Here is a 20339-nt window from a genome sequence, read left to right as displayed (position 1 = left end):
TCTAGCCAACCCACTGTTTTAACGTTGGAATTCTTTTAATAATTACCCAATCTAAGACCCATACCACTAAAAGTGACAGACCCACCAAAGGGAAGAAAAGGCTAAGAGCAAGGACAATTACGCCCACTCCCTTTAACATCTTAAAGTTTTCTGGCAATGATGGAGAGCCCAGTTTTCCTTCTGGTCTTCGTTTCCACCACATCACAAAGCCACTAACAGCAATCATCACAATACCAATAACTAAAGTAAGCATGAAAAACTGGCTCATTAACCCAAATTCACCTTGATGAAACGCAATACCAAGTGAAATTAATTTTCCTAATATTCCATAGTCTTTCCATCCAAGATCGGCTAAAACTTTCCCGTTATATTGGTCGATATGCAATGTCTGTTGTGTCCAAGGCCTAGGTCGATTTGGATACACGTCAGCTGGATCTAGAAAAACAGTGTAAACCCCCGTATTGTCTTTAGGAAATACTATTTTATAACCAGGGTGAACCTGTTTGTCCTCTACAGTTTGTATGACTTTCTCAACAGATATTGGAGTCACACCAATATCATTTGACTCTGGGACTGGCATATTTTCGGCAGCCCATGGAACGTCTGCCACTTCTTTTGTCGGAATAGTAGATTTGGGAAATGCATACGATTCCCAAGGTTGGTCACCTACTGGACTACCAGCACCCGTTGTTTCAACAGCACGATGTGCCATACTCCCCCAAACATCAGACCACATAAGTCCAGAAAAAACTTGGATTACAATAAACAAGGAAAGCCAAAATGCTGTTACAGCATGCATATCCCGCCAAAACATGCGTTTCCCTTTAAACAATCTTATGCGTGGAATCAATGTCCCAAAAAGAGATTTCCTATTACGTGGCCACCATAAATAAACACCGGTAATGATTAAGATAATGGTCCAGCAAGCAGCGAGTTCCACTAATCGATTTCCGATGGTGCCACCCCATAATTCCCCGTTATGTAGGTCTTTAACTGATGCCATAAAACGGTCGTTCTCATTTAAGTTACCAATGATATCTCCATTATATGGATTAACATACACCGATACACTTTCCGCGTAATCTCTAATACCAATAACTGATGATCTGTTAGCTTCAAAAGAAGGTGTAAAACTTGTTATTTCTGCATTTGGGTAGTTCTTTTTTACTTCGTTAATTTGTTCGGCAGGTGATATTTTAGTTTCTCCTTGTTGTACATAATAAAGATCATGGTACATATAATCTTCAATTTGCGGTTTAAACAGATAAACACCTCCTGTTATTGCCAAAAAAATGATCAACGGTGCGAAAAAAATACCTGCATAGAAGTGCCACCTCCAAATCGCTTTGTATAAATTTTCTCCCTTTTCTGCTTGTTGCCTTGTTTTACTAGAGACAGTTTGTTGCTCTTTTACAATTTCGCTCATATTTATTGCCTTCCTCTCTTAATTATGTTTGCTGCAGCAACCTGTAGGACCTTGCATTTTCTGATAAACCACTTCCTTAGCATCCTGTAATCCATAGATTTCTCCACCGAAACCATTAACAAACTTTTCGGCGTGTTCTCGGTTTTCAAACGTTAGAACTTGTGGCTGACAACAAGCAATGTTAAGGGTGGTGTCCATGACGTACCAAGTTAAAGGAGCACTTATCGTTGTATTCATAAAAAAATCATGACATATCGCCTGTAACACTTCTTCACCTAACTGACGGTGCCGGAGTAGACCGCAATGAGCACAACAAGCCGTTTCAACCTTATCGTCTGGTAAGATTAAACGATAAGCCATCTTAGGGTTGTTTGGTTTGTGACAGTATACACATTGGCTTTGATTCGATAAATTTTGTTCATTTTTTTCAACAAGTGAAATCCCACCAAAGGTTTTAGAAATAAGGCCTTCTTCTACTAAAGGCTTAATATCTCGATAAATCGTCATTTCAGAGACATTAAACTGTTCACTTAGCTCACTAATTTTCAATGTCTTTTTCGTTTGAATTAACATTCTAATTTGTCTTTGCCTTTCAATCGGAAGCATGGTCTTCACCTCTTTGTTAGATTATGATAATATTTAATATAGAATAACAAACTATAACACTCATTCTATCATCTTCATCTCTATTTTAAATAAGAATAATACAAAAACTGTGATAGTTTTGTGACTTATTGTTATAAATCACATAAACAAACATAATTATATATAGTTAATGAAAAATGAAAAACGATTCCAATAGTTGAAAGTTTCAAACTGAGGGAGGAGGGGGGTACGTGTTTAATGAAGTTTTGCTTGAAGGTCAATTAATGTGGAATACTCCATTGTTAGTGTGCCTAATAGGTATAGCTGTTTTATATGCATTATTAGTATATCGTTTAACAGACATAAAAATTTATTATAAACAACCACTATTCTTTTTCCTTAGTTTAGGTTTACTATACTTAACTATCGGCAGTCCTTTAACAACGATAAGTCATCTCTCATTCAGTTTACACATGATCCAAATGAGCATTTTATATTTTATTGTCCCACCTATTTTTTTATTAGGGATTCCTAATAATGTGTTTCAAAAGATATGGAAGATTCCAATGGTTAAAGGAATAAGCAAGAGGTTCTTACCCCCAAGGTTCGCTTTAATTATCTTTGCAGTATTGTTCTTGATGTACCATTTACCGATTTTTTTAAACCTTTTTTCGCAAAATTCCTTTGTTCACAATGCATATATAGTGTTGCTGTTGATCTTGTCTTTTAGCATGTGGTGGCCAATTGCAGCACCTGACCCAAAGCAACGCTTCTGCAAGGGACAAAAGAAACGTTATGCTTTTCTGAATGGAGTTTTTCTAATGCCAGCATGTTTTCTATTCATCTTAGGTGCCTTTATGGATGGGATGAACAATCCTTTTCTTACACAATTAACATCTCATCTTTGTACACCCTCTCATTCTATTTCCTTAGATATACTTCCTCCGCCGTTTAATACAAAGTATGATCAAGTAATGTCGGGAATTTTTATGCTGGGAATGCACAAATTTGCGTTAATGCTAACATTTCGTCTAAGGAACAAAGTACTAGATGCTCGAGAGGAGAAAATTTGTTGGTGTGGTCCTACTTCGTTATTCTATAAGGTTAAAGTTTAAATATAGGTACGCTTTTATAAGCAGTTATGATTGTTCAAGTTTTAATTGAATATTTAAGGACAGCCAGACTTCAGAAAATAGTAGAAGGTTGGCTGTTTTTTGTATGAGTCTCCAACTATATCCATTAGAATAAGACTCTTGTTTCTTATTGTTCTAAAAAAGAACTATTTTAATAGAATGTATCATATAGACCTGAAAGCGGTGAGAAAATAATCATATGAAAGAAACGAACCATTTAGAAATTAGGGGAATGCATTGTGTTGCTTGTGCAGTAAGAATAGAAAAGGTAGTCTCAAAAATAGAGGGTGTAGACGAAATACATGTAAATTTAGCAACTGAAAAAGGCCGTGTCACATTTAGTAATAATCGGACAAGCGTTTCTGAAATTATCGATAAAATTAATAAAATCGGATTTGATGCAAAAATAGATAGGCAAAATAACGCTCAGTCAAACAATGAAAAACGAAAAGAAATTACGGTTCTTCAATGGAAATTGATTCTTTCAGCTTTACTTACCCTCCCATTGGCGTGGGCTATGTTTACTCATTTTAAGTGGACTTCTTTTATTAAAGTCCCAGAACTGTTTATCAATCCCTTGTTCCAATTTGCCGTTTCAATTCCAATTCAGTTTATAATAGGATTTCAATTTTATGAAAGAGCTTGGAAGGCAGTAAAAAATGGAAGTGCTAACATGGATGTTTTAGTGGTTTTAAGTACGTCGGCAGCCTTTTTTTACAGTCATTATCTGACTTTCAGTTCTTTAAATACTCCAGACCGTTCTCATTCAATTGGATTGTTCTATGAAACAAGTGCATTTATTATTACATTCATTCTGTTAGGAAAGTTACTGGAAGCCAAAACGAAATTAAGGACAACAGAAGCCATTAAGAAACTTTATCAACTGCAGACCAAAACAGCTACGGTATATTTGAACGGAGAAGAGTCTAAATTCCCAGTAGATAAAATATCCCCTGGGAATGTCATTATTCTAAAACCAGGCGAAAAAGTTCCAATTGATGGACAAGTCATCGGAGGAAACTCGATGATTGATGAGTCTTTGTTAACAGGAGAAAGTATACCGATTGAAAAAGATATCGGGGATTTTGTATACGCAGGGACAATTAACCAGAACGGAATATTGAAAATAAAGGTAACTAAAAGAGACTCTGAAACTACTTTGTCACAGATTATTCGAATTGTAGAGGAAGCACAGGCAGCGAAGGTACCTATTCAGCAAATAGCAGATAAAGTCACGGGAATTTTCGTACCAATTGTTATAACAATTGCTATGGTTACATTTGTTGCGTGGTATATGATATTTCAACCTGGGCAATTTAACGAATCTTTGGAAAAGGTTATCGCTGTATTAATTATCGCATGTCCTTGTGCCGTTGGATTAGCAACTCCTACTTCTGTCATGGTGGGGAGTGGACGAGCTGCGCAATCAGGAATTCTGTTTAAAGAAGGGAAATTTCTTGAATTACTTGGTAAAAGTAACATCATTGTCTTAGATAAAACAGGAACAATCACAAAAGGAGAGCCTCAAGTAACTGATATTTTTGTTGAACATCTTAGTGAAAATGAGTTTTTTGAAGTGATAGGTGCTATTGAGAGTACTTCGGAGCACCCTGTAGCAAGAGCCATTGTAAAAGAAGCAAAAAAGAGAATATTCTTTTTTCCTAATGCAAACCAAATATTATCAATTCCAGGCTATGGAATCCAAGCGTCTGTAAACGGTAAAAAAGTGTTGATTTCGAATCCAAGTTACTTTATTAAGAATAAACTTTACATTTCTCCTAAAACAGAAAGAGAGATTAAAAGGCTTGAACAAGAAGGGAAGACCGTGATGTTAGTATCTATTAACTCTCTTTTTGCTGGGATTATTGCCGTTGCGGACGAAATAAAAACAACTTCAAAAACAGCAGTTTCTCGTTTGAAACAGATGGGACTTGAAGTAATCATGTTGACAGGAGATAACGGAAACTCAGCAATGACTATAGCAAAAAAGGTTGGTATAGAAAAATATCGGGCAGAGGTTACGCCACAAGATAAGGCGGAGATCATTCAAAAATTACAAAAAGAAGGTAATAGAGTTGTAATGGTAGGTGATGGTATTAATGATGCACCTGCTTTGACGGTCGCTAATGTGGGGGTTGCAATAGGAACTGGTTCTGACATAGCTATTGAATCAGGAGATGTTACAATCATAAAAGGTGATTTAAATTGGCTTGTTGACGCAATCATAATCAGTAAAAAAACTATTACGAATATTAAACAAAATTTCCTGTGGGCATTTCTATATAATATTATTATGGTTCCAGTTGCAATGCTTGGTTTTTTGGCTCCATGGTTGGCAGGGGCAGCAATGGCTTTTAGCTCAGTTTCTGTTGTGTCAAACTCACTTAGATTAAAGAGGATTAAACTTTATTAGTTCCTAATAGTATTTACAAATAAATAAATCTCCTTCAGAATTAACGTTTCCTCTGATATTACAGTTCTACTACCTTCACTTTGAAAGTAGTGATTCAGTGATTTATAAATCAGTTTTGGTATAATCCATGTATTTCTGAATAAAGTTACACAAAAAATATTCAACAGTTTCTATTACTGTTTATCTAACTAAAAAAGTCCCAATTAGTGGGGACTTTTTTCTATTACAAATACAGTATACTCTGGCGTTTTTATTAATAACTTTTCTGAGTCCTTTCCTTTTGTCTTTTTTAATCTATTTTGCCGTGTTTAGTAATGCCTTTTAAACGGAGTTCTTCATTTTCTTTCCGTAATGTTCTAACAAGTTCTTTATATTCTTTAATCAATAGGTTAAATAATTTAGTGCTTCACGAAAAGTAAGGTTAGGCTTCGATTTTCCGTTCTTTCTTAAGTATTGTTTTGCCTTATTCCACAGCATTTTCTTTATACTTTCAACTTCTGCTTTACTGATTTTATACCCTTTTTCAAATAACATTGAAAAAGAGTATTCAATATTCTCATCAATATTATCGGATCGTAAATAAATTAATTCTTTTTTGATTTTTTCCTTATCCTTTTTTGCTATGGATTTTCCATGTAAAGATAATATCATAAACCTAAATATTTCAGCCTTATGCTCCTCTAGCATTTCAGGATCAGGTCTGTATTTTTTACATTTAAAGCATGATAATTCGGTATGACCGCAGTTTAGCATTTCATTGGCAATACAGTTATGAGTTCGACGGGGAAAGCCAGCAGATACAGGATTAACAGGCAAAAAAGAATCGCTAAAAATTGTGACATCTCTAGTTGTTTTTATTGATTTATTTATAAGTTCAGTTACAAAATTCTCGATATTATTATTTTCTGTCATTTTGTGGGCTTGATCCAGAACTTTATCTAACTCTATGTCACCATCATTTACCTTAGAAGAAGTAATGTTTGCCCATACACCCTCTTGATAAATATCTTTATAAATACTCTGGTATTTTGGATCGTTTGTGGCAACATAAGGAATAAGCGAATTAGGATTGGAATGTCCAAGCTTTAACTGTATTTGTTCTTTCGTTTTACCTGAAAGAATCATATAGATAGCTTGTAACCTTTTAAAATCGTGTGTTGTAAAGAGATTAATTAAATCACTATTTTCATTCCACAGATTCTTTTGTAGATTATTTAAAAATTTGTTTACAATATCATGAGTTAGTGGCCCATTATTTTTTGAATTTGCAAATAAACGGTACTCATTTAATCCGTCACCAGTGTATGCCGTACTGTTAGGGGCATATATTTTCCTACTTGGAGAAATCTTTTTTAGTTGATTTATCCACTCAACTACATCACTTGCTACTTCTACTATATGACTCTTACCTTTTTTAGTATTATGGAAATTAAGCCAATAATGACCACTATTATCTTTTGTTAATGATTTTTTAAGTAATAAGCATACTTCACTTACCCTTTGTCCTGTTGCAAGTTGGATTAAACATGCCCTTCTACACCTAAACTGAGTTATATCATTTTCATCTATAATTCCTTTTTCATCAGTGAGCAATGTTTGGATAAGTTCGTTTGCATTACCTAGGTTTAGAATTTTCCCGTAAGTTGTTGTAGTTCTTCTAAATGACCTTGGAAAAATACTATCTATCTTTATTTCTAAATTGTTTGTATTTATGTAATATTCTAACCATTGTCGCAACGAAGAGCGAAGAGAATTTCTATGGCTCTTAGACCATTCTTTAACTTCTTCAATTTGGAGAACTTTACTAACTCCATTATTAATAACATCATCAACTGTTATTATTTCTAAATCTCTACAGAACAAAATAAACCTTCGGAGAATGCTCGAATGATGTGACCAAGTATTGTAGGTTATTTTCGGAAGGCTTACCCTTTGATATTTATCATTGCCTAAAGGTTTATTAATTGTTGTGATATTTTCAACTCTTTTGAGCAAACTTTCAAAGCAATATTCGAACAAATTTAGAAAGAGCTCATTATTTTTATCAAAATTAATAGTTTTCCATGCTCTTCTTTCACGTTCAACAACAGGAGTTGCGTTATATCTACGTGGAGCATTTATTACGGGTGATTTAGGTTCAAGTTCTAACATTTGACCTAGTATATAAATATGACTTTTACGATCTAATCCAACATATTGCAGAGCTTCTATTAAAACTTTTTCATTAATAACTGAATCTTTGTTAGCATCTTCAAATAGGGTATAACCAGCATACCAAAGTCTTAATACGAGAAGTTCTAGATGATCTTTAACTTGCTCCTTTTTTATGTTATCGGCCATATCCATTTTATATAATTCTGGATAGTATTTATCTACTAAATCGTCTAACTCTTTAAAAATCGGAAATTCCTGTATAATGCCTTTATCTCTTTTTATTTTTGACGAAAGCATAACATCCAAAGGAAAAGAAATTCGGCGATATAAGGCTAATTTGTATACATAAAAACAAGTCCACCCTTTCCAATTTTTTGATTTTCTTAATTCTAATATTTTCGTTTCAAATTGATTAAATGGTATCTTTGTTAAGTGACTGACATTGTTCCAATTATAAGGGCATATATTTTCCCATTCATCGCAACTGAAGTGCTCTTTCACATACAATCTACAACCATTAATTTGTTCTATATGGGATTTACTTAATTGAAAATTTAGCATGATAAACCTACTTTTCTATTATTGAATTGTTTATAAAGAAATTCATTACTTTTTCGTCAATCTCGTCTTGAGATAAACTCAATTCAGATAATCTTTTCACGATAAGTGAGATAGTTTTTATTTGTCCAGCAGCTATGGGATTTTCATTAGTGAAGTTCTTACTGGTATTTATCATTTCACGCATATTAACTATTTGTAGTGCTAGTGTTTTAATTGCATCATCAATTTCTTCTTTTCGTATAAGAAAGTGCCCACACCCCCAACATTTAAACCAATTATCACATCCATTTTGACTCATACAATACCCCATTTCCAATCGTCTTCCGTAGTTGGAAAGAAACTCTCCCTAGGCTTATGTCGGTGGCTAAACTTCTCAGCATCTCATCAACAGGACTTTGTTCTGCTGATAAAAGTGAAATAATTCGAAAGTAAAATCGTCCCGTTATTTCATTGTTTTCAAATTTTTGTACCACTCTGTTTAGTAAAGAGTTACGAGAGGCTCTACTTCTTAAATACATCCTTGTCATTTTTTCATCTTTGTGTCCTGCTGCAATTCGAACTGCCTCAATATCCCCTGATTTCATGGCTATATGGGTCAGAAGGAAAGTTCTGAACCGATGAGCAGAGGCTTTGACTAAACTCCCACCACCCTCTCGTAATGACATCTCTTCTTTCATTTTTTCTAAAAAGCTTGTAACATGATCTCTTGTTAATCTCCACGGGTAATTTGATAATTGAAATAAGTGTATATATTTTCTATTTACTTTTTCATTGTAAATTGGACTGAAGTTGCATAATTGTATCCTTTTTTCTAATTCCGCAATTGCTTTGGTACCCATTGGATCAAGAACAGGGAATTGTCCATATTTATTTCCTGCTTTATCTTCATCAGGAGAATATAGACCGTAAGACTGTGGTTCATTTGGCATTCTTTTTAAGCAATTTCCTACTTCCAAATTGAGAACAAAGCTTAATCTAGGAGTAGAACTTGCTGTAATCATCCAAAAATAACGGCAAAGTGTCTCAATTTCATTTTTAGGATTATACTTAAATATTGTTTTAACTAACTCCTCAGCAATCTCATTTGAGGTAAAAGAAAGCCCTTCACTTTTTCTATATTCAAGATGTGATTCTTTAATCATTTTACTCCATTCTTCCTCAGGAAAATCTAAACTATTTGGAAAAAGGGGTCTACCTTGTCCCCATACAAATAATTTTTTTATTCGAGCTATATAAGTTACAATGGTTCTTAATTTTAATAGATTTCCGTTAACCCCCCAGGAAAGGTGTTCCGTTAGTTCCATATAGTCTAAGTAGGTAAAATTAGAAAAATCGCTCAGTCCTTGTTTTTCAAGAAAGACAAGAAGTTGCTCAAATAGTAGGCACATATTCTTTATGTAATCTGGAAGGGCATCACCAATAATCATGTAATCATAATAATCCTTTATGGTTTTACCCCATACAGGATGTTTGTATAGATCTTCCCAGGTCATTTTTTTTTGAACCCTTTTTGTTGTACTTTTCTTTTTTACTTTCATTTTTACTGGGTCTACACTAGAATAACCCAAATGGAATCGTAATCTTCTTAAAAGAAAAATGGAATATTCAGTTGAATTTATTTTTGGTGCATATTCCAAGTCATACTCAGCAAAATCTTTAAAAGGTTTTCTTAAAATTAAAGTGTGAATTGCAATACTATTTCTTGAAGATGCATGGTATTTAATTTTTCCTAGGGTCTCCAGCTCTTTATCTAACAAAAGAGTAAAATGAAGAGCCCATTTAACAAACACTGGTTTCCTGTCATTCGACGCGAGGCGAAATATTCTATTAAATTAAAACTATAGTCATGATTAAGAAAAAAATCTTTGTTAAACCAATACCAGGCAATAATAAACTCAACTTCACAGTAACTAAAACGCTTAAACAGCTTTTTTTCAGCAACAGGGGTATTTAACCACACTATTGGATCGGGATATTTATCCAAAAATGGTGGAACAACATATTTGACTGAGCTCAAAATGTTTTGAGCTTTGCTTTTAGTACCATATAATTCTATTAGAATTTTCTTATACTCTTCTAATGTTAACCAACGTATATTAATAATTTTATTCACCCCTAATCAAAGAATCTTGAATTACCTTTGTAATATCAGAAATTTTACCTTCACTTTCAGTTTGTGATGGGAGCCAGTGCAAATATGTGTCTCTTGTTATATTTATTGAAGAATGCCCTAGCCATCGACTAACATCATCAATTTGATATTTTAGTTCCTTAAGAAGATAGGTAGCAAAAAAATGACGAAATGTATGTGGACTATACATAGTTAAGTCTAACTCTTTCTTCCTTTTCAACCGTTTAGAAATTGTCTCGAATTTTTTAGCTACTGATTGGCCAGTTATTGGCCTTCCTATTGCTTTACGATCTCTCGAAACAAATAAATAACCATGATCACTCGATGCATGTCTTATTAATATTTGCCGTTCTATTAAAGCTAAGTATAGAAGATCTAAAAATAGTTCTTGCCCAAATAGCCAAGGGATTGACCTATTTTCCCCGGTCTTTTTATGTCCAGAACGATGGTCTTCATTATCTCGATCAATTACATTGCAAACCCAGAAATCTCTATCAGGATGCCTGAATAACTCAATATCAGATACAAAGGAAGTTTTTAAATAGTTCTTTGCGGTAAAATAATCCATGGTTAAAAAACCATTTGGCATTGTGCTAAAATCAATCTTTAATCCGGCAACCTCTGCAGCTCTTAAACCCATGTAGCGCAAGATAGAGAACATGAGTTTGTCTTGATTATTGTTTATTTCTGAAAAAAAACAATTTAATTGTTCTTCAGTAAAAATTGAGTTGAAAGGTAAGCTTTCAATAAAACGTTTTTCAGTTTGAATGTTTAAATTTCTCATTATTGCCTGAACATCATAGTGAGTAGTCTTAATTGTACCGGATGTTCCGACAATTAACCCATTGACTATTTTCTGTTTAATAGGTAACTGGTGAAGATCAGTTTCAAAGTATTTATTCGTTCTTCTCTTTAGAAATTCTATGTACTTTATTGTAGTAGTTAATGTCTTTCGTATTGTTTTTGGGTTTAATTCAGCCCAATCTAATACAACTAAATGGCTTTTATCTGAACTACTAACCTTTACGACTTTCCCTAAGTTTCTTGCGGTTTCATTTAAAGGGACTTTTGTTACTAGACTCCATTCGACTACATTTTGAATGTTTAAATCAGAATCTAACAATCTTAAATAATCAACGAATCCCTCAAGGATTACTAAGAGATCTCCACTCATGATATCAATTTCCCAAATATATAAGTAATCAAGAAATTTTTTTAAATCGTTTGCTTCTGAACGGACAGTATTAATAGGAACACCTGTATATTTTCTAGTTAAAAGATAGGATGTTGAATAATGGTTTGTACTGTGATCTGGGTCACATATTGCTAAAGTGTTTTCCTTAAGAGCAAAATAAACATAATATAGACCTGTCAGTTCCTTCGACTTGTAATATGAAGCATACTTTTTTAACCTTTCGTTAGGATTCAATATATTTGATATTTTTAAAAGTTCGCTATAAGACAAATTATTTTTCTCCTTATTCTTGAAATATATAATTGGGTTTTTGAATGTCGATTAGAAAATCCAAACACAAAAAAGCGGCCTTCTTATCGATTCTTGACACACTGGTAGTGTGAAAGAAATCGATCCGAAGGACCGCTGTGATTGATAACTACCCTGCTGACCTTAAAATAGGTCGCAACACTAAAAAAAATAGAATATTAATAATTAATAATATACTAGAATCTATTTGTAATAACAACTTTTTTTCAGAAATATTTTAGTTTCTTCTGTCCAAGGAAACACTGTCCTCTTGGAAATACTTTCTGTAGTGAAAGGACTTACAGAAATAGGTGAAGGGTATCTTATTTGGCTAAAGTTAAGAGAAGGAAAGTCTTATTATTGGGGTGTCATCGGAGGAGTTGCATTAGCCTTATACGGTGTTATTGCTACATTTCGGAAGACTGCTTATGGATGGGGGATAGTTCTTTCTCTAATGTGGAAAAAAATTCTTGACTTATATGATTGGCTAGGTGCAGATATATGCTTATTCGACGTTTCAGTAATGTTATTTGCACCACGTCAATAAAAAAGAATTGGCTGCTCTTTACAAAGAGATACAGATATCCCCCTCTTTTTAGTTATTCTGGCTATACTATCTATAGTTTATTTTTTTGTAATATGATAATATTTAAGTACATGGTGAATTATAAAAGATCTATTATTATTCCCCCCTAATTGCACCTAAAGTTTGTTCAAATATAACTCGTTGCGCCAATAAGAATAGCGACGCGTTTTTTAATTGAGGCCACTCATTGCGCTATGACAAGCAGTGCGTGCCCCCATCAAAATATACCATTGATATTTATCCTACTTTTGATATTGTGAGCTAAAATACAGAACTACTGCTTAGGAGGGCGAAAGCCAGCTTTATTAGCTTCCTCTTCAGTACAAAACATTACTTCTGGCTTCGTTTGTTCATACCAAGGAGAGTCAGGTGTATGATATATTTTTTCTGAAGAAGAATTAATATTTCCTTTAACAAGACAGTCTTGATTATTATTGTTTTCAGAATTAAAATCAGGATCTAATACTTCTGGATGAAAGCCGTCATCCTGTGAATAATTCTCTATTTCCCAAATACCAATTCCTTGTTGTTGTGCCTCCTTTTGAATTTTATTAAATTGATCAATATATCGGGTGTTAGGTGGATATACGTATGCCACTCTGGCTAAACCCGCTTTTAATAATTCTTCTTGAAGCATTTTTCCATCAGCGTAGACGTACCCTAATAATCTAGAAAATCTATCATGGGTAGGTCCAATATCGAACTCCAATTCTAAAGTTTTAGCATTCTCCACAATCTTACGTAAAAATGATTTAGCCTCCTGACCATAAGGCTGTTCTCCTAAACGGGGATGAGAAGTTTCTGGACTATCCACCAATAATAGCCTTACCTTTTCATGTTTCCCATTAAACAAAACTTCAATTGTATCCCCATCTATTGATTTAACTAATTCTACAGTTACACGATTAAACTCCGGAGTAACCGAATCTTGTACTTTCTTTTCTTCTTGACTTATCTTTTTACTTTGGTCTTTTATTTCTTCCTTTTCTAAAGAAATAGAGGAACATCCACTAACTATAATTAACAGTAAAGATAAGAATAAGAATTTGATATTTGTCATATAAATTGGCCTTTCTAATTAATTTTAAACTTCAATTTTAATAATAAACTCCATTGAAGGAATTTTGTTCTTATATGTTGATGTATCAATGTTTACGTGATTTATATTATTATGTGATTGATATATTTATCTCTTTCACTTACATCTAACTCTAAGCGAACCGTTTCTCTTACCGGCATGATATTTTTAGCAAATTCACTAGATTCAGGACCAAACGGCTGCACTTCCTTATCAGGATGAACCGTTTCAGGCGTGTCTACTAATAACAGCCGAACTCGTTCTTCTTGCCAACTCTCAAGCTTCACGATAATAGTATCCCCGTCCACAACTCTAACTACATCCGCTTGAATAAACCGATCAACGTCGTTTTTAGACTCACTACTATCATCTGTTATTGCCTCAGCACTATCAGCAACTTCTTCAGGTTCTACTTGCTCCTCTATCTCTTCAATCTCTTCAGTTTCTCTTGCATTATGTTCGCCTTCTTCAATATTTTTACAACCTATTAGTAAAACGAAGGTCATTAACAGGAATAATAATTTCTTCATCTTTCACCCTACCTCAAATCTAAGTACGTATACTTAATAGATTATAATAAACTACTACTTGAATGAAAAGGAGTTATTCAGCTGGTTTTATGTTTCGATTAAATGGTGCAAATATTCCATTTCGATTCGCTTTCCATATCCCTGCATATAACTTGTACTCTGTGGCCTATGGATTCGTGCAAGAATTGATGTCTAACCTTCATCCATTTTTGAAAAAACAAAAGACAATTCACCTAGTAGGTAAATTGTCTTTCATTTCATTGAACCAGCCAGTAAAAACTATGCTCGATTGCTTAAATTGAATCGATTGCTTCCTTAATAGGCGTAGTTCCAGTCACTACCTGAAATTCCTTCCCAATGGTTGTGTCATTTTCTAAACTGGCAATGATGACTCTTGCCACGTCCTCTCTAGGAATTTCAGCTCTATCCACTTCGGATGCTGCCTTTACTTTTCCGGTTCCTTGATCATTGGTTAGCAAACCAGGATGGATAATCGTATAATCCAAATCCGCCTGCTTCAACCATTCATCGGCATAATGCTTTGCAGCAACATAGGGTGCAAAGGACGGAGACGCAGCTTGGATGGCTTCACGTCTTGTGTCAAACGAACTAATCATGATAAAACGCTTCACCCCTGCAACTTTAGCTGACTGAATTGTTTTTACAGCACCATCCAAATCAACCATAATGGTTTTATCTTTCCCTGTATGTGCCCCAGAGCCTGCTGAGAATACAATCGCATCGACTCCCTCAGCAGCTTTGGCAATGGTGTCGATGTCCTGTTCAAGATCGACCACTACGGTTTCCGCACCGAAATTTTCAAAAAAGGATGCTTGCTCCTGATTACGGATCATTGCCTTTGCTTCCAGTTTTTCACTATCCTTAATAAATGAAATAAGATGTTTTCCAATTTGGCCATTGGCCCCAACAACAAGAACCTTCAAAGATATCTCCACCCTTTCTAATTAAACGAAATAAGACCATCTGCCATACAGAATCCAACGTATTATGAATCCTGTATGTTTATCGTAAATCAAAAAGAAGTACGATGTCTAGAAACCAAGCTTATTTAGCTGGATTCTATAGCCACTTATAGTTACGATCACTCCAAAGACGAAATCGATCACTTAGGAGTGATATTCAAAACAGTAGTCCCTAATCCCTAGCACCCAACCCCAATCGTCTAACAAAATAACACGTAACCCCTAACCTATTAACTAATACCCAACTAACCAAAGGAGGAATCCACCGTGAAATCGGCCATTGATCCATTCACCCACTTCCGTCAATTCCATTTTGTCTAACAATTTAACGAAATATAGAAGAATTTAATGATTCCAATAAAAAACCTCTAGAGATCCACGGACATCACTTTACAAAAGGCGAACGAATTGCGTTTGATGTACTCACTCGTTTTAGTGTGAAAGTACAAGGGGTTTGTAACGTCCGTATTTGCAAATTGGTACAAGCCTGCCAAAAATACAAAGGAGGAAATTCTCGCTCAACGTTTGAACGAATGCTTAGAAAAGCGAAATCTTTGGGAAGCATCTCCATTCTCCATACGGTTCGAGAGACTAGAGGCTATGCACATAATGTATATATTTTTTACCACTTTGACACGCCCAACAACGAAAAATTGACTAGCGCAAAAACAGCAAAAAACCTCATCTACCAAAGACTGATGAGGACAAAAAACAACAGGAAACTTATATAGTTGAAACAGAAAAAAACCACAAAGAATACAGCTAAGGGGTCTTTTTCATTTTCTCTCGATATATTTCATAAATATTTGGTTTTCTTACTACTTCCTTTAACAAATCCTTTTCAATGTCTAATCTAATCAGTTTCTTAACATATTCTGATAAATCTTTTTGACTTAACGCATGATCTAGAAGCCAGTTCTCATCATTGTTAAAACTTATCATTTTACGCTTAGTCATCATATTTCACTCCTTACCTTAAACAGCAATACTTTGTAATAAAATCATTGATGCATCTATATTTGCAAACATGATTGTTTTTAATTTAAATTTTATATGTCCTATCGTAAATGTGTTAATAATCAGACCAAATGGAAAACAGGATATAAATTCATTTTCTGTTGCATTATCTTATGACTCTAAAAGCTATTCTGTACCTCGATCCAAAATGGTATTTCTTAAAATCACAGAGACGGTTCAGCCGCTTCTTTTGTTTAGCCAAACGAAAGAAGCAAGAGATCCGTCCCCTTGCTTCCTGACATTAGAAATTATAACTATAAAAACCTTTGCCTGTTTTACGTCCGTACTCTCCGTTTGTATATTTCTCAACAATGATGTTTTGCGGCTTCTGTGATTCGTCACCAGTTTCTTCATAAAGGATCTGACGAATATTAAAATTAACATCAATACCTGTTAAATCAAGGAGAGCGAACGGTCCAATCGGGTGATTTAGTGCTTTTGTACATGCGAGATCGATTTCCTCAACAGTAGCAATATCATTTTCTAATAAATAAATCGCTTCATCAATAATCTTTCCGAGTATACGATTTGCCACAAACCCAGAAATTTCTTTATTCAATAGAATAGGAGTCTTTTTTATTTGCTTTACTAATTCTACAGCTGTATTTGCTGTTTCTTCGGAGGTATGAGGACCTTTAACTACTTCAACTAATTCCATAACGAGAACTGGATTGAAGAAATGGACATTACATACTTTGTCAGGCCGATTTGTAACATCCGCAAGCTTAGAGCTGACAATAGTTGAACTATTCGTTGCAATAATAGTATGTGACGGTGCTAACCGATCAACTTCGGAAAATAATTGCCGCTTGGCATCGACTTTTTCTACAATTGCTTCAATTACGAAATCTGTTTCCTTTACAGCTTCTTCTAATGAAGTGACAAAATGAAGTCTTGAGAAAGCTTCATTTACCTCTTTAGAGGAAAGTTTCCCTTTTGCTATGCGTTTTTTCATATGCCCGCTTAAAGATTCCTCTGCTTTCTTAAGGCTTTCTTCACTAATATCCTGCAAATAAACCTTCAGTCCAGCCAAAGCTGAAACCATTGCTATTTGTGAACCCATGACTCCTGATCCGATAACGGTAATTTGATTAATGGAGTTTTTCAAAATAGATGCCCCCTTAGTATATTTTAAATTTTCTTGTATTTAAAAGCTTTTGTAAAAGCTTAACCTAATCTTTCGATGATGGTTCCGTTTGCCATTCCCCCACCCTCACAGATCACTTGCTCATCAATCTACTCCTTTTATTTTTTTAGTTCCAACTCTATAATTCTATTTTTTTAGTATGGAACTCTTAAGAGTACATGCCACAAAATGCATAAATTCCCTCATTCAGCGTTCCTCTTTAACGGTGTAATGATTTTTTATAATTAGTAATTTTTCTTATAAACCCTCTACATGTGCTTTGATTCGAAGTCCCCCATCTACGCGAATAACTTCTCCATTTACCATTTCCATATCGTCGGAACATAGTGTATTGATGACCTTGGCTACGTCTTCAACTTCCATTGGCCGTTTATATGGAATTCTTGCATTGGTTGCTTCTATTCGTTCTTTAAAATTCGGATTTAACTTTCGTAAAGCTTCAGTATTCAAAGTCCCTGGAGATATTGTGTTGGAGGTAATACCAAAAGGACCAAACTCTACAGCCAAATATCGTATGAGCGCTTCCATAGCAGCTTTCGGTACACCAACAGCCGTATAATTCTTGACTGCCAATTCTGAACCGAGACTGGTAATGGCAAAAATTCTTCCCCATTGTTTCTTTTTCATGTAAGGAGCTAATTCTTGGGCACCAATAAGCAATGGATCAAGGTTGATATTAAATGCGTGCCTCCATAGATCAGGAGTAATGGATGACAGATCTGATTTTATAGCATGAACAGCGTTATGTATAAAGATATCAATGGACCCCATTCTTGCTATAGACTCCCTGCATAAATTAACCATTTCTTCATAATTTCCTGCATCAGCTTTAATTAACTCTACCTTAGTCCCATAAGAAGAAACCTCTTCGTATGTTTCCTTTGCAGAATTTTCATCATTATAATAATTAATGACCACATTTGCTCCATTTCGTGCAAATTCTAATGCCAATTCTTTTCCTAACCCCTTTGAACCACCCGTTATTAATACATTTTTTTCTTTCAATTTAGTCACCCTTTCATAATGGAATGTTTATTTTGTATGTTATAGCACAAGTGTCTATACTCATTTAATGATCATATCCCACTGATCGTAAACAACCTTCTAGATCTTCCGAGCAAGTTGATGAGCCTCAAAGATTGCATTGCTAATTCGCCGAGGCGATACAGTATCTCCAACAGAATAAATTGGTATGTCAAGCACTTCTTTTAACTTGTGTGCAAGAGTATTTTCTTGTTGTCTACCCGCATCTATTACTAAAGAATCCGCCTTCAATGTAGTTGTTTCTCCACTTATTACATTTTGGACCAAGACGTTATGTGAGCTGCTAATTTCTGTTAATTGTTGTAGGACCATAAAACGTACTCCGAGTGCTCCAAGTCGCTTTAAGAGTGGTTGAATACTTTCATGTGGGATGCTAGCACCTATGGTACGTGCTGGCGTAACATAAGTAACTTCTGCACCACATTTGGCCAGGTGCTCAGCGGCGCTGAAAGCAGGCCAGAACCCTGTACCATCGTCAACAACGACGGCAGACTTTTTCTCACCTACAGAAAAATTGTCGGACTGAAGGACATCGTATACTGTATAAATTTGTCCATTTTCCTCTCCGGCTATTTTGGGCTGAACAGGGATGGCTCCTGTAGCTACGATAATAGATTCAAAGTTGGCAAGATCTGAAATATCCGCTTTTTGACCAAGACGAACGGAAACATTTAACCTTTGAATCTCTGAAGACAAATAGTTAATAACCTGTAGTAGTTCACCTCGGTGTGGCTCTCGTGCAGCAATGTTTACTTGTCCACCTAAGTAGGATTGCTGCTCAAAAAGTACGACCGAATGGCCTCTTTGAGCAGCAACTTTCGCTGCTTCTAGCCCAGCTGGACCGCCTCCTACTATTGCTATTTTCTTAGGGTGTTCACTAATACTAATACGTGGATTTAATTCATGTTCTCTTCCGGTGATTGGATTAACCGTACAAAATAAGGATGGATCAAATGCACGACATTCCTGGTTACAACCGATACAAGGAATAATTTCATTCGTTCTGCCTGATTGAACTTTGGCCGGCCATTCTGGATCAGCGATAAGAGATCGAGCCATGCCAACTAAATCTGCCACACCTTCGGATATGATTTGTTCAGCAGTATCTGGATTTTTTATACGTTGGCCTATAATTACAGGTAAATTGGTCGATTTTCGTATTGCCCGGGATGCCTCAATAGTGATACCTTCAGGAGTAGACATATCCTTGACATAAGCCCCTCTAATGCCTATTGTGATATTCAAATAATTAATTAAACCTAGTTCTGTTATTTTTTTCACGATGTCAAGAGTGTCTGATAACTCCATCCCACCACTTATCTCCTCATCGGAGCTCAGACGAAGACCTATTGCGAAGTCATTGCCCGTAGCTTCTCGTACCGTTTCTAAAATTTCAATTAAAAACTGCAAACGTCCTTCGAGTGAACCGCCATATTTATCTGTACGTTGATTAGTGGCTGAAGATAGAAATTGGGCCACCAAATACCCATGTGCAGCATGAATTTCTACCCCGTCATATCCCGCTTCTTTTAAGTTCTTTGCTGAAATTGCAAATCCGGATACTAATTCAGCTATCTCATCATGGGAAAGCTCTTTTGGGCGGTAAAGTCCTCGTGGTGATTGTAGTGATGATGGTGCACTCAGCGGATAATCGGATTCTCCTCCAATCATTTCTCTTCCTAAGTGCAGTATTTGCCCTATTACCTTTGCTCCATGAGCATGAATTGCCTCTGTCCTGCGTCGAAGCATTGGTATAACTGAATCATTATAAGCTTCAATAAGCATTCGCCGACGAAGAGCTGAACTCGGATGAACGATAGTTGCTCCTGTTATCAGAAGTCCAGCGCCACCACGTGCCCGCTCCTCAAAGTAAGCAAAATCTTCATCAGTAGGCACACCATCTATGACTCTTGCAGTGCTATGAGGCAATCCAACAATTCGATTTTTAAGAGTTATTGGACCAAGTTTAAATGAAGAAAATAAATTTTTATATTTAGTCATATTTATTTATCACTCCTTAAGTGTGCTGTCACAAAGATAACTGGCGCCTCTTTGATAAATCAATATT

The 20339-nt window shown here is 35.1% G+C and carries 16 protein-coding genes; 3 read left to right on the top strand and 13 right to left on the bottom strand.

Annotated features, from left to right (window positions below; genetic code table 11):
- Position 1: 1 nt before the first annotated feature.
- Positions 2-1426 carry a PepSY-associated TM helix domain-containing protein gene (locus tag J0N78_RS01410; protein WP_209121208.1) on the bottom strand — a complete coding sequence of 475 codons (1425 nt, stop codon included), beginning with the start codon at positions 1424-1426 and terminating at the stop codon, positions 2-4.
- 18 nt (positions 1427-1444) lie between these two features.
- Positions 1445-2032: a DeoR family transcriptional regulator gene (locus J0N78_RS01405; protein ID WP_209121207.1), complete on the bottom strand. Its 588-nt coding sequence runs from the start codon at positions 2030-2032 to the stop codon at positions 1445-1447.
- 230 nt (positions 2033-2262) lie between these two features.
- Here J0N78_RS01405 and J0N78_RS01400 point away from each other — a divergent pair, with 230 nt between their 5' ends.
- Both J0N78_RS01400 and J0N78_RS01395 read left to right on the top strand, forming a co-directional pair.
- Positions 2263-3126 carry a cytochrome c oxidase assembly protein gene (locus tag J0N78_RS01400; protein ID WP_307794877.1) on the top strand — a complete coding sequence of 288 codons (864 nt, stop codon included), beginning with the start codon at positions 2263-2265 and terminating at the stop codon, positions 3124-3126.
- Positions 3127-3343: 217 nt separating this feature from the next.
- Positions 3344-5557 (top strand): heavy metal translocating P-type ATPase, encoded by a 2214-nt coding sequence (locus J0N78_RS01395; protein ID WP_209121206.1) that lies wholly within the window; start codon positions 3344-3346, stop codon positions 5555-5557.
- Positions 5558-5938: 381 nt separating this feature from the next.
- Here J0N78_RS01395 and J0N78_RS01390 read toward each other — a convergent pair whose 3' ends face one another.
- The 4 genes from J0N78_RS01390 to J0N78_RS01375 all read right to left on the bottom strand — a co-directional run bounded on the left by J0N78_RS01390 (position 5939) and on the right by J0N78_RS01375 (position 11868).
- Positions 5939-8272, bottom strand: coding sequence for a tyrosine-type recombinase/integrase (locus J0N78_RS01390; RefSeq protein ID WP_209121205.1), 2334 nt, complete (start codon positions 8270-8272; stop codon positions 5939-5941).
- Between the two features lie 7 nt (positions 8273-8279).
- Positions 8280-8570, bottom strand: coding sequence for a hypothetical protein (locus J0N78_RS01385; protein ID WP_209121204.1), 291 nt, complete (start codon positions 8568-8570; stop codon positions 8280-8282).
- Positions 8551-10062: a tyrosine-type recombinase/integrase gene (locus J0N78_RS26320; RefSeq protein ID WP_209121203.1), complete on the bottom strand. Its 1512-nt coding sequence runs from the start codon at positions 10060-10062 to the stop codon at positions 8551-8553. Before J0N78_RS26320 ends, J0N78_RS01385 begins: the two co-directional genes overlap by 20 nt.
- A gap of 315 nt (positions 10063-10377) precedes the next feature.
- Positions 10378-11868, bottom strand: a complete 1491-nt coding sequence (locus J0N78_RS01375) for a tyrosine-type recombinase/integrase (protein WP_209121202.1) — start codon at positions 11866-11868, stop codon at positions 10378-10380.
- A 307-nt stretch (positions 11869-12175) separates the two neighbouring features.
- On the opposite strand from J0N78_RS01375, the gene J0N78_RS01370 reads away from it, so the two are divergent.
- The gene (locus J0N78_RS01370) at positions 12176-12433 is read left to right on the top strand and encodes a YnfA family protein (protein ID WP_307794876.1); all 258 of its coding nucleotides are present in this window, start codon (positions 12176-12178) and stop codon (positions 12431-12433) included.
- Between the two features lie 313 nt (positions 12434-12746).
- Here J0N78_RS01370 and J0N78_RS01365 read toward each other — a convergent pair whose 3' ends face one another.
- The 7 genes from J0N78_RS01365 to J0N78_RS01335 form a co-directional block, all read right to left on the bottom strand.
- Entirely contained in the window at positions 12747-13532 is a 786-nt protein-coding gene (locus tag J0N78_RS01365; protein WP_209121201.1) for a thermonuclease family protein, read from the bottom strand.
- Between the two features lie 101 nt (positions 13533-13633).
- Positions 13634-14080: a thermonuclease family protein gene (locus J0N78_RS01360; RefSeq protein ID WP_247747049.1), complete on the bottom strand. Its 447-nt coding sequence runs from the start codon at positions 14078-14080 to the stop codon at positions 13634-13636.
- Between the two features lie 293 nt (positions 14081-14373).
- The gene (locus J0N78_RS01355) at positions 14374-15024 is read right to left on the bottom strand and encodes an SDR family oxidoreductase (RefSeq protein WP_209121200.1); all 651 of its coding nucleotides are present in this window, start codon (positions 15022-15024) and stop codon (positions 14374-14376) included.
- Between the two features lie 801 nt (positions 15025-15825).
- Complete coding sequence (locus J0N78_RS01350; protein ID WP_209121199.1) at positions 15826-16020, bottom strand: hypothetical protein; 195 nt, start codon at positions 16018-16020, stop codon at positions 15826-15828.
- Between the two features lie 301 nt (positions 16021-16321).
- Entirely contained in the window at positions 16322-17191 is an 870-nt protein-coding gene (locus J0N78_RS01345; protein ID WP_209121398.1) for a 3-hydroxyacyl-CoA dehydrogenase family protein, read from the bottom strand.
- Positions 17192-17464: 273 nt separating this feature from the next.
- Positions 17465-18232: an SDR family oxidoreductase gene (locus tag J0N78_RS01340; protein ID WP_209121198.1), complete on the bottom strand. Its 768-nt coding sequence runs from the start codon at positions 18230-18232 to the stop codon at positions 17465-17467.
- Between the two features lie 99 nt (positions 18233-18331).
- A complete protein-coding gene (locus J0N78_RS01335) occupies positions 18332-20272 on the bottom strand; it encodes an oxidoreductase (RefSeq protein ID WP_209121197.1) in 1941 nt (646 codons plus the stop codon).
- Positions 20273-20339 lie beyond the last annotated feature (67 nt).

The sequence above is a fragment of the Alkalihalobacillus sp. BA299 genome (genome assembly GCF_017745675.1).
In the GTDB taxonomy this organism is placed as follows: domain Bacteria; phylum Bacillota; class Bacilli; order Bacillales; family Bacillaceae_F; genus Alkalihalobacterium.
This window is presented reverse-complemented; position numbering and strand designations above follow the sequence as displayed.

What these genes read in the sequence shown, in the direction of transcription:
- J0N78_RS01395 (WP_209121206.1), top strand. Translation starts at nt 3,344, where the DNA reads ATGAAAGAAACGAACCATTTAGAAATTAGGGGAATGCATTGTGTTGCT.
- J0N78_RS01335 (WP_209121197.1), bottom strand. Translation starts at nt 20,272, where the DNA reads ATGACTAAATATAAAAATTTATTTTCTTCATTTAAACTTGGTCCAATA.
- J0N78_RS01410 (WP_209121208.1), bottom strand. Translation starts at nt 1,426, where the DNA reads ATGAGCGAAATTGTAAAAGAGCAACAAACTGTCTCTAGTAAAACAAGG.
- J0N78_RS01390 (WP_209121205.1), bottom strand. Translation starts at nt 8,272, where the DNA reads ATGCTAAATTTTCAATTAAGTAAATCCCATATAGAACAAATTAATGGT.
- J0N78_RS01360 (WP_247747049.1), bottom strand. Translation starts at nt 14,080, where the DNA reads ATGAAGAAATTATTATTCCTGTTAATGACCTTCGTTTTACTAATAGGT.
- J0N78_RS01365 (WP_209121201.1), bottom strand. Translation starts at nt 13,532, where the DNA reads ATGACAAATATCAAATTCTTATTCTTATCTTTACTGTTAATTATAGTT.
- J0N78_RS01385 (WP_209121204.1), bottom strand. Translation starts at nt 8,570, where the DNA reads ATGAGTCAAAATGGATGTGATAATTGGTTTAAATGTTGGGGGTGTGGG.
- J0N78_RS01405 (WP_209121207.1), bottom strand. Translation starts at nt 2,032, where the DNA reads ATGCTTCCGATTGAAAGGCAAAGACAAATTAGAATGTTAATTCAAACG.
- J0N78_RS01350 (WP_209121199.1), bottom strand. Translation starts at nt 16,020, where the DNA reads ATGACTAAGCGTAAAATGATAAGTTTTAACAATGATGAGAACTGGCTT.